8 protein-coding genes are annotated in these 9,796 nt (G+C 66.0%); 7 read left to right on the plus strand and 1 reads right to left on the minus strand.

Annotation, left to right across the window (positions count from 1 at the left end; all coding sequences use genetic code 11):
• From M9890_14420 to M9890_14450, 7 genes are all read left to right on the plus strand, one after another.
• Nucleotides 1-457 (plus strand): restriction endonuclease (locus M9890_14420; GenBank protein MCO5178146.1); only part of this gene is annotated, 457 nt, incomplete at its 5' end.
• Between the two features lie 109 nt (nucleotides 458-566).
• Nucleotides 567-1,769: a CoA transferase gene (locus M9890_14425; protein MCO5178147.1), complete on the plus strand. Its 1,203-nt coding sequence runs from the start codon at nucleotides 567-569 to the stop codon at nucleotides 1,767-1,769.
• A 39-nt stretch (nucleotides 1,770-1,808) separates the two neighbouring features.
• Nucleotides 1,809-2,174, plus strand: a complete 366-nt coding sequence (locus tag M9890_14430) for a nuclear transport factor 2 family protein (GenBank protein ID MCO5178148.1) — start codon at nucleotides 1,809-1,811, stop codon at nucleotides 2,172-2,174.
• Nucleotides 2,175-2,412: 238 nt separating this feature from the next.
• Nucleotides 2,413-3,498: a hypothetical protein gene (locus M9890_14435; protein MCO5178149.1), complete on the plus strand. Its 1,086-nt coding sequence runs from the start codon at nucleotides 2,413-2,415 to the stop codon at nucleotides 3,496-3,498.
• Between the two features lie 41 nt (nucleotides 3,499-3,539).
• The gene (locus M9890_14440; protein MCO5178150.1) at nucleotides 3,540-4,046 is read left to right on the plus strand and encodes a MaoC family dehydratase; all 507 of its coding nucleotides are present in this window, start codon (nucleotides 3,540-3,542) and stop codon (nucleotides 4,044-4,046) included.
• Nucleotides 4,043-5,416: an MmgE/PrpD family protein gene (locus M9890_14445; protein MCO5178151.1), complete on the plus strand. Its 1,374-nt coding sequence runs from the start codon at nucleotides 4,043-4,045 to the stop codon at nucleotides 5,414-5,416. The genes M9890_14440 and M9890_14445 overlap by 4 nt, the downstream gene beginning before the upstream one ends.
• A gap of 43 nt (nucleotides 5,417-5,459) precedes the next feature.
• Nucleotides 5,460-6,671 carry a M20 family metallopeptidase gene (locus tag M9890_14450; protein MCO5178152.1) on the plus strand — a complete coding sequence of 404 codons (1,212 nt, stop codon included), beginning with the start codon at nucleotides 5,460-5,462 and terminating at the stop codon, nucleotides 6,669-6,671.
• A gap of 160 nt (nucleotides 6,672-6,831) precedes the next feature.
• Here M9890_14450 and M9890_14455 read toward each other — a convergent pair.
• Nucleotides 6,832-9,796, minus strand: a 2,965-nt coding sequence (locus tag M9890_14455) for a hypothetical protein (GenBank protein MCO5178153.1), incomplete at its 5' end; no start/stop codon positions are given.

Raw genomic sequence — 9,796 nt, forward strand, 5'->3', positions numbered from 1 at the left:
TCGCGACTTCATCCTCAAGACTCTGGAGCAGGAACTGAAGGGCCATCCGCTGGCGCAGTTCGTCGGCCATCTCCTCAACACCATGGGCTATCGCACTCGCGTGTCTGATCCTGGGCCGGATCGCGGCATCGACATCATCGCCCATCGCGACGAGCTTGGCTTCGAGCCACCGATCATCAAGGTGCAAGTCAAAAGCAGCCCAGGGAGTTCCGGGAACCCAGAGGTTGCGTCGCTATATGGCAACATCGCCAGCGACGAGTTCGGCCTCTTCGTCACCTTAGGAACATTCACGACGGCAGCCCGCAACTTCGCAGCCGGCAAGAGCAATCTGCGGCTGATCGACGGCAACGCGCTGGTAGATCTCGTGCTCGTCCACTATGACCAGTTCGACTCACGCTACAAGGGCATTTTGCCGCTAAAGCGCGTCTATATCCCGGCATCGCTCAAGGAGGACTAGCCAGTACGAGTGCTACGATCTCCCATCAAGATGGCCGCATGCGACCTACAGAGGAGCCACATGGTGAGAACTGCGGGGATAGGCTGAACATGATCGCGAAGATTTTCTGATGGCGACAGGACGCGGGGAGGCCGGGTCGCCACTCTCCGGCATCACTGTCCTCGCGTTCGAGCAGGCGGTGGCTGCGCCGTTTGCATCGCGGCAGTTGGCTGATCTCGGGGCGCGGGTGATCAAGATTGAGCGGCCGGGGGTGGGCGACTTTGCGCGCGGCTACGACCGGACGGTGCATGGGATGTCCAGCTACTTCGTCTGGGGCAATCGCGGCAAGGAGTCGCTGACGGTCGATCTGAAGCACCCCGATGGTCGCGCAATCGTCGAGGCGTTGCTGGAGCGCGCCGACGTCGTCGTCCAGAACCTCGCGCCGGGCGCGATGGAGCGGCTGGGCTGGGGCGGCGAGGCGCTGCTGGAGCGCTACCCGCGGCTGATCTTCTGCGGCATCTCCGGCTACGGCAACAGCGGGCCGTATCGCGATCGCAAGGCGTACGACCTGCTGATCCAGGCCGAGGCCGGCGTGCTCTCGATCACCGGCACGCCCGAGACGCCCTCGAAGGTTGGCATCTCGGTAGCCGATATTGCCGGTGGCATGTACGCGCACGCCGGCATCATGACCGCCCTGTTCAACCGCGAACGCACCGGTAACGGCGCTGTACTGGATGTCGCGCTGCTCGACGCACTGCTGGAGTGGATGGGCTATCCGCTGCTTTACACGATGTACGGTGGCGTCGCGATGGGTCGCGCTGGTGCGAGTCACCCGGCAATTGCGCCGTACGGACCCTATCCGGCCGGCGACGGCAAGCTCGTCCTGTTCGGCATTCAGAATGAGCGTGAGTGGGTGCGTTTCTGCGCCGACGTTCTGGGGGGCGCGATTGATTCGAGCGATGCGCGCTTCGCGACGAATTCGGAGCGGGTGACCAATCGGGTCGAGCTTGACGTGGCTATTCATGCAGCCTTTGCGACGCTGACTGCTGATGAGGTGGTCGCGCGGCTCGATGCGGCCGGGATCGCGAACGCCCGCGCGAACGATGTGGCGGACCTCGCCGAGCATCCGCAGGTTGTGGCGCGGGACCGCTGGCAGGAGATCGGCAGCTCGGTCGGACCGCTGCGGGCAATGCTGCCGCCGGTCGATGACAGCACAATCAGCTACACGCTCGGCGATGTGCCCGATCTTGGCGCGCACACCGACGCGATCCTGCGTGAGATTGGCTACGACGATAACCGGATTGCGAGCCTCCATCAGGCGGGAGTCGTGTGATAATCCGGCGCTTTGTTGCACTGTCATCGCGAGGGTTCCATGGCGGAGAATCGTCGTACCGTCGGGCGCTACATGGATGGCTTCCGCAAGAACGACCACGAACAGATCCTGTCCTGCCTCACCGATGACATCACCTGGACCGTCTTCGGCGCGTTTCGCCTGACCGGCAAAGAAGCGTACGACGCGGCGATTGAAGGGCCGGGATTCATCCCGCCACCGACGCTCGATGTCGTGCGCATGGTTGAGCAGGACGACGTCATCATGGCCGAGATGACCGGCTCGGTGCGGCGCGACACCGGCGAGGTGATGCGGATGACGATGGCCGAAGTCTTCGTGATGCGCGACGCGAAAATCGCCGAACGCCGCGCCTGGGTGATCGAGCTGAAGGAAGACGACGTTCGCTAGCTCCCCGTGGCAGTTGACACGGTATTGCAACGCATTAGCGCTTCAGCACAAGGAAATCAGGACTACACTCAGTAGTAATGATCCCGAATCGGCGGGATCGTGCGTTGATCGGACAGGAGCTACTGGACGAGCCAGTTTGCGCCAACAGTCCTGGGCGATAACCTCAGCCTGCTCTTCTGTCAGCATCTATCCCATCCAGTCTGTATTGCGGTGTTGCCACCGCCGGAGAGGGGTTCCGATGAACATCCATGATCTTCAGGAGCTGATTACGGCGCAGACCTACCCGTCGCTCACAATCACACTCCCGACCCACCGCACCTCGCCAGACAACCAGCAGGATCCGATTCGCTTGAAGAACCTGGTGACCGAGGCGACGAATCGCCTGCGCGGTGAATTTTCGCAGCGTGAGGTCGGCCCGCTACTGGCGAAGCTCGACGATCTGGTGAACGATGTCAGCTTCCCGCACTTGCAGGAAGGGCTCGCGCTGTTCGTCTCAGCCGACATTGCGCGCTGGTTCACCATTCCACACACGCTGCAGGAGCGCGTCGTCATCGACGATACGTTCTTCACCCGTGACCTTGTTCGCGCACTAACCCGCTTGCGACGTTACTGGGTGCTGAAGCTGAGCGAGCAGCCGAGTCGTCTCTTCGCCGCGACCCGCGAGGATCTGGAGGAGATGACCGACGGCGGGTTCCCGATGCGCCACGACTGGCAGGGCGAGGATGAGGACCTGGAAGGTGGCTTCGGTGTCAACGTATCCAGACTGCGCGACGATCGCCTCCGTCAGTTCTTCCGCTCCGTCGATCAGGCGTTCGCTCCGTTCCTGGCCGAGGACCCACTGCCAATAGTCATCGTCGGTATCGATCGTAATCTGGCGTTCTATCGCGAGGTGGCGCCCAACGTCGGTGATGTCCTGGCGACGATCACCGGGAACTACGATGAGCTCTCGGCGCACGACCTCGGGCAGATGGTCTGGCCGGTTGCGCGGGAGGCGTTCGTATCGCGGCGGCTGGAAGTGCTCGATCAGTTGAACAAGGCCGTCGGAGCGCAGCGATCGTCGTCGACGCTTGGCGAGGTCTGGCGCGAGGCACAGCTTGGTCGCGGCGACACGCTTGTCGTCGAGGAGGGCTACCATCAGCCGGCGCGGGTTGGCGACAACGGCCTGCTCGACCTGAATGTGGACGATCCCACCGCGCCGGATGTCCTGGATGATGCCGTCGATGAAGTCATCACGGCCGTGCTGGAGAAGGGCGGCAGGGTCGTCTTTGTCGAGGACGGCGAGCTGGAGAAGCACGGCCGGATTGCGCTGATCCTGCGATACTGACGCGCAGACGGTTATCAGGGTTGTTGCGAGAGCGGTGATGTATGGCGGTCAAGCCCGGCTGGAGTGGGCGGTTCTATGAGGATTTCGAGGTCGGTGATGTTTACGAGCATCCGCTCGGACGGACAGTGACGACGACCGACAACATCTGGTTCACATTGCTGACCCAGAACACTGCGCCGATCCACTTCGACCATCACTACGCAGCGCAGACCGAGTTCGGCAAGCCGCTGGTCGACTCGACCTTTACGCTGGCGCTTGTCACCGGCCAGAGCGTCACCGACATCTCGCAGAACGTCTTCGCCAACCTCGGCTGGGATTCAGTGCGATTGCCGAATCCGGTCTTCGAGGGCGACACGATCTACTCGCAGTCGGAAGTCCTGTCGATGCGCGAGTCGCGCTCGCGGCCGAACATCGGCATCGTCACGGTGAAGACGACCGGCTTCAATCAGGATGGCGTCGTCGTGATCGACTTCAACCGCACGCTGATGGTCTTCAAGCGCGGCCACGGCCCGCAAATCGCGCGCCTGCGGCCGGAGGGCGAGCGATGACGGCGACGCAGATCGGCACGACCCAGGCGCTGGCGGCCTTCACCGCCGGACTTCACTTCGACGATCTTCCGGCTGAGGTCGTGCGGCGCACCGAGGATCTGTTCCTCGACTGGCTGGCATCGGTGCTGGCCGGTCGCGACGCCCATCCGGTGCAGGCACTCTCGCACTTCGCCGCGCAGATGGGACCGTCGAGCGGCCCGAGCGAGCTGCTGCCGTCACGCGGGCGCACGTCACCGCTCTTCGCCGCGCTGGTGAATGGCGCGGCGTCGCACGTCGTCGAGCAGGACGATGTCCACAACGGCTCGGTCTTTCACCCCGGCGCGGTCGTCTTCTCGCCGGTGCTGGCCATGGCGCAGCAGACCGGCGCGAGCGGCCGCGAATTCATCGTCGCCGCGGTGGCCGGATACGAGGCCGGGATCCGCATCGGTGAGTTCCTCGGTCGCTCGCACTACACGATCTTCCACACGACCGGCACAGCCGGGACGGTGGCGGCTGCAGCGAGCGTTGCCCGGCTGCTCAATCTCGACGCTGAGCAGACGCTGCACGCGTTCGGCTCGGCTGGAACACAGGCGGCCGGGCTGTGGGAGTTTCTCCGCGATGCGGCAGATTCCAAGCAGCTGCACACGGCCAAGGCGTCCGCCGATGGGCTGCTGGCCGCCTGCATCGCCCGTGATGGCTTTACCGGCGCGCGGCACATCCTCGAAGGGCCGCAGGGCATGGCGGCCGGCATGTCGTCCGACGCCGACGCGAGCAAGCTGACCGACGGGCTGGGGACGCGCTGGGCGCTGATGGAGACGTCGTTCAAGTACCACGCATCCTGCCGCCACACGCACCCGGCTGCCGATGCGCTGCTCCAGCTGCTCCGTGACGAGGGGCTGGCGGCTGGCGATGTCCGCAGCGTGCGCGCGCGCGTGCATCAGGGAGCGATCGATGTGCTTGGGCCGGTGACCGACCCGCAAACCATCCACCAGTCGAAGTTCTCGATGGGCTTCGTGCTGGCAGTCGCAGCGGTACGCGGTCGCGCCGGTGTCACCGACTTCACCGACGAGGCGTTGTCCGATCCGACGATCCGTGCGTTCCACGACCGCGTCGAGATGGCGCTTGATTCGGAGATCGACGCGGCCTACCCACGGCAGTGGATCGGCCTGGTTGAGGTCGAGACGATCGACGGTCGCCACCTTGTCTCGCGGGTCGAGGTGCCGAAGGGCGATCCGGGCAACCCGCTGACACGCGCCGAGCTTGAGGACAAGGCTCGCCTGCTGGCCGGTTACGCGCACGGCGCATCTGCCGATGAGATTGATGCGATCATCGCTCGTGTCTGGCGGTTGAGCGACGAGCCGGATGTCCGTGACTGGCTGCCGCCGGCATGACGCAATTGGTATTGGGAATGGGAGAGGGAGCGAAATTGTGGAGATGACCGAACGGGACGAGCTTCGCAAGCGTATTGTGGACGCGATCGAGGCTCACCGCGATGAGATCGTGGAGGTCGCCGAGTGGATTCGGCAGAACCCCGAAGTCGGCAACGAGGAATACCAGGCGTCGGCGCTCCTGTCGTCGAAGCTGGCGGAGCTGGGCTTCGAGGTCGAGAAGCCGGTCGGCGGGCTGGAGACGGCCTTCGTCGCCGAGCTCCACGGACGCGCCGATGGGCCGGTCGTCGCCGTCCTTGCCGAATATGACGCGCTGCTCGGTATCGGGCACGGCTGCGGCCATAACCTGATCGCCGGTAGCGGTCTGGCTTCGGCGATCGGCCTGAAGGCAGTGTTGCCGGAGATTGCCGGCAGGTTCCGCGTCGTCGGCACGCCCGCCGAGGAGACCACCGGCGGCAAGATACCGCTGGTCGATAACGGCGTATTCGACGATGTCGACGCGGCGCTGATGGTCCACCACGCCGGTAACCACACCGGTGTGCCGCTCGAATACCCGGAGGGGACGAGCCTCGCGCTCGTCGGCACGACCGTCGAGTACTTCGGTAAGCCGGCCCACGCGGCAGCCGATCCCTATAACGGCGTCAACGCGCTCAATGCCGTCATCAAGCTGTTCACCGGCCTCGATGCACTGCGCCAGCACGTCACGATGGACACACGCATTCACGGCATCATCACCAACGGCGGCGAGGCGGCGAACGTCGTGCCGCCCTACGCTTCGGCATTCATTGAGGTGCGCGCCGCCTCGCTCGTCGGTCTCGAAGACCTGGTCGCGAAGTTCGACAAGGTGGCCGAGGGCGCGGCGCTGATGACCGGCTGCGAGATGAAGCTGACTCGTGGCGACACGTTCTACGACATGCGCCCGAGCTACGTCGTCGCCGGCCGCTACCTGGAGAACATGCAGGAGATGGGTCTGGAGATCAAGCCGCGTGAGTCACGACGCGGCATGGGCTCGACCGACTTCGCCAACGTCAGCTACAAGGTGCCATCAGTGACCGGCAGCTTTGCGATCAGCCACGAGCCGATCCCCGGCCACTCGCAGGAAGTCGTCGACGCCTCCGGCTCTGAGTTCGGCTACGACCAGTTCATCAAGGTCTCCAAGGCGATGGCGCTGACTGCGTTCGACCTGATGACCGACGCCGAGTTCCTGGCGGCTGCCAAGGAGCAACTGGCGAACTGGGATCAGATCGCGGTGGAGTGACCTCACCCCCCGGCCCCCTCTCCTCGGAGGAGAGGGGGTGTCCTGTATGAACACGGTGGCTGCCGGTTTGAGGGGGGCGAAGTTAAGGAACGGCAGCTAACTCGCCAGCCTCACGACACCCCCTCCCTTCGAAGGGGAGGGGGCAGGGGGTGGGGTTTCGTCACGCCGTCTCGTACTCCTCGACAGCGCGAATCGCCTCTTCAAGGCGCAGCGAGAGCACTCGGGAGACGCCGTCGCCGCTCATCGTGACGCCGTAGAGCGTGTCGGCTCCTTCGATCGTGCCGCGGTTGTGGGTGATGACGACGAACTGGGTGGCATGGGCCAGGTCGCGGAGCTCGTCGCGGAAGCGGACGACGTTGGATTCATCGAGGGCTGCGTCGACTTCGTCCAGCAGACAGAATGGGCTGGGGTTGACGCGCTGGATGGCGATCAGCAGGGCGACGGCGGTGAGTGAGCGTTCGCCGCCGGAGAGCGCCGTCAGGTTCTGGAGGCGCTTGCCGGGCGGCTGGGCGACGATGTCGATGCTGGCTGCGCCATCGTCGTTTGTCGCCAGGACGAGCCGAGCCATGCCGCCGCCGAACAGGCGGGTGAACGTGCGCTCGAATGCGACGGCCACTTCGCGAAATGTCTCGTTGAACTGCGTCGCCATGCGGCTGTTCAGATCGTTCAGCACTCGCCGCAGGTTCGCGGCTGCCTGTTCGACATCATCCAGCTGCTGCCGCAGGTGGGCCAGCCGCGCCGCTTCGGACTCGTGCTGCTCCAGGACATCTTCGCTGACGGCACTCATCCGCCGCAGTCGATCGCGGAGGCGGCCGATCTCGCGTTCGTCGACCGGCGGCTCGCCCTCCTCGGCAATGCCGAGCGACGTCGGGTCGTCGATGCCGAGGTCATTGCGGATGCGCTCGGCGAGGAAGACCTGCTCGTCCTGCATCCGGGCGTGCCGTAGCGCGTCCTGATCGCGCGCCCGCTCGGCCGCGCGGATGAGCTCGGTCGCGCGGTCCAGCTCGCGTTCGGCGGCTGCGTACGATTCCTGGATCGTCTCGCGGGCGGCCCGTAAGGTCGGCAGTTCGCTGGTGGATTCGGCGAGCAGCTGCTCAAGATTGGTGATTGTCTGCTCTGCAGACTGGCGCTCCTGCTCGGCCTGTCGGCGTCGTGCAGCAAGTTCCTCAACCTCGCGGTCGCGGGCGGCGATGCCACGCTCGGCGGCGGCACTGCGCTCGGTCGCGCGACGCTCCGCTGCGGTCGTGGCGCGTAGGCGCTCGCGTGTCTCGGCCAGCGTCGCGCCGAGCTGGTTGTCGTGGCTGCCGACGTTTTCGTCCGCCGCCTCCAGCTGGTGGACGATCGCCGTTCGTTCGCCGGTCAGGGCTTCGTAGTCCCCGGCGAGCGTTGCCAGCTTCTCGCGGGCCTGATCCTCGGCGCTGTCCAGATCGCGGGCGTGCCCGGCGGCACGGTCCGCTTGCTCGCGGGCACTGGAGACAGCGGCGTTGGCGGCGCTCAGCTCGGCACGTGCGCGGTCGAGCGCGGCACGGGTCGCGCGTTGCTGTCCGGCGAGCATCTCGATCTCGCCGCGTAGTGTGGCGATGCGCTCGGCGGTCGATGACTCCTTGCTCGCTCCGTCAAGCAGGGCGTCGCGTTCGGCTTCCAACGCCTTTGTCGCTGCGGTGATACGCGTCGGTAGTGCGCGGCGTTCACGTTCGCGGGCGAGCAGGCTGCTGTCCTTGCCACGGTCGCCGCCGGTCACTGCGCCGGACGGTCGGGTGATCTCACCAGCCAGTGTGACGAGTGTCCAGCCGCGAGTCTGCTGCAGGAGCCGTCGCGCGGCCTCCAGATCGCGGACGATCAGTGTCCGGCCGATGGCCTGCTCGATGACGGGCCGCACATGCTCCGGGAAGCGGATCAGCTCGGCTGCGACACCGACAAGATCGGGGTCGCGCACGTCGAGTACGAGCGGGCGTGGTGCGCGGACGGTGTCGAGCGGCTGGAATGTCGCGCGTCCGGCCCGGGAGCGCTTCAGGTAGTTGATCGCGGACTGCGCGTCGTCCCAGTGTTCGACGATCAGGTCCTGCAGGTGCCCGCCGAGAGCAACCTCGATCGCCGTCTCCAGCTCCTTCGGCGCTTCGATGACCTCTGCGACGGTGCCGATCAGGCCGGGGAGCGCCAGTTCGCCGCCTCGTGCCGCACGGATGACGGCGCGAACACCGGCGTACAGGCCGTCGCCGGTCGCGTGAGTGCGTTCCAGCAGGTCGAGCTTCGCGCGCAGTGCGGCCAGCTCGTGGGCTGCGTCGTCGATCTGGCGGCGGCGCGTGGCGAGCGATTCACGCAACTGTTTCGCGTCGGTCTCGGCCGTGGATAGCTCGGCTGTCGCGCGATCGAGCGCTGCTGCCTGGTCTTCGACGCGTTGCTCTTCGGCCTCGATTGCCTGTTGAGCGGCTTCGAGGCGCTCGGCAGCACGGGCGATGGCGGTGTCGGCGTTTGCTGTCTGCGCGTCGGCAGTGGTGCGCCGGTCGGCCAGTCCGGCGACCGAGCTCTCCAGCGCTGCGACCTCGCGAGCCAGGTTCACCGAGCGCTGGTCGATGCGGTCGAGCATCTGGCGCAGCTCGTCGCGCCGACGACGGGCGACATCCAGCGCGGCGTTGCGTACGGCCACCTGCCGCTCCAGCTCGGCGACGTCCCCGGCCAGCGCCTCGCGCTGCTGCGCCAGCGTCCTGGCCTCGCGGGTGGCCGACTCGTGGTCGCGCTCCAGCTCGGCGCGGCGCTCGTGGATGTCGGCAGCGCGTTGGTCGGCAGAGCGAAGCTGGGCGTCCAGCAGCGCGCGCTGATGGCGGGCATCGGCGACGGCCCGGTCGCGCTCACTGACGCGCTGGGTCAGTCCGGCGAGCGCGTCAGCGATGCGGCGATCTTCGGCGCGTAGCTCGGCCAGCCGCTGCGCGGCGATCGTGTGGTCGCGCTCACGCGCCTCGAAGGTCGCATCGGCGGCATCGAACGTCTGTTGCGCGGCATCGACGTTTGCCTGCGCTGCCTGCCAGAGCGTGCGGTAGTGGCGGCGCTGCAGGCCATGCAGTTGATCGCGCACCGCGCCGTACTCACGGGCCATCCTGGCCTGTCGCTCCAGCGAGCGGACGCGT

This window comes from Thermomicrobiales bacterium (assembly GCA_023954495.1).
Taxonomy (GTDB): domain Bacteria; phylum Chloroflexota; class Chloroflexia; order Thermomicrobiales; family CFX8; genus JAMLIA01.

Coding starts and splice junctions, on each gene's coding strand:
- M9890_14450 (MCO5178152.1), top strand. CDS start 5,460: ATGACCGAACGGGACGAGCTTCGCAAGCGTATTGTGGACGCGATCGAG.
- M9890_14440 (MCO5178150.1), top strand. CDS start 3,540: ATGGCGGTCAAGCCCGGCTGGAGTGGGCGGTTCTATGAGGATTTCGAG.
- M9890_14445 (MCO5178151.1), top strand. CDS start 4,043: ATGACGGCGACGCAGATCGGCACGACCCAGGCGCTGGCGGCCTTCACC.
- M9890_14430 (MCO5178148.1), top strand. CDS start 1,809: ATGGCGGAGAATCGTCGTACCGTCGGGCGCTACATGGATGGCTTCCGC.
- M9890_14425 (MCO5178147.1), top strand. CDS start 567: ATGGCGACAGGACGCGGGGAGGCCGGGTCGCCACTCTCCGGCATCACT.
- M9890_14435 (MCO5178149.1), top strand. CDS start 2,413: ATGAACATCCATGATCTTCAGGAGCTGATTACGGCGCAGACCTACCCG.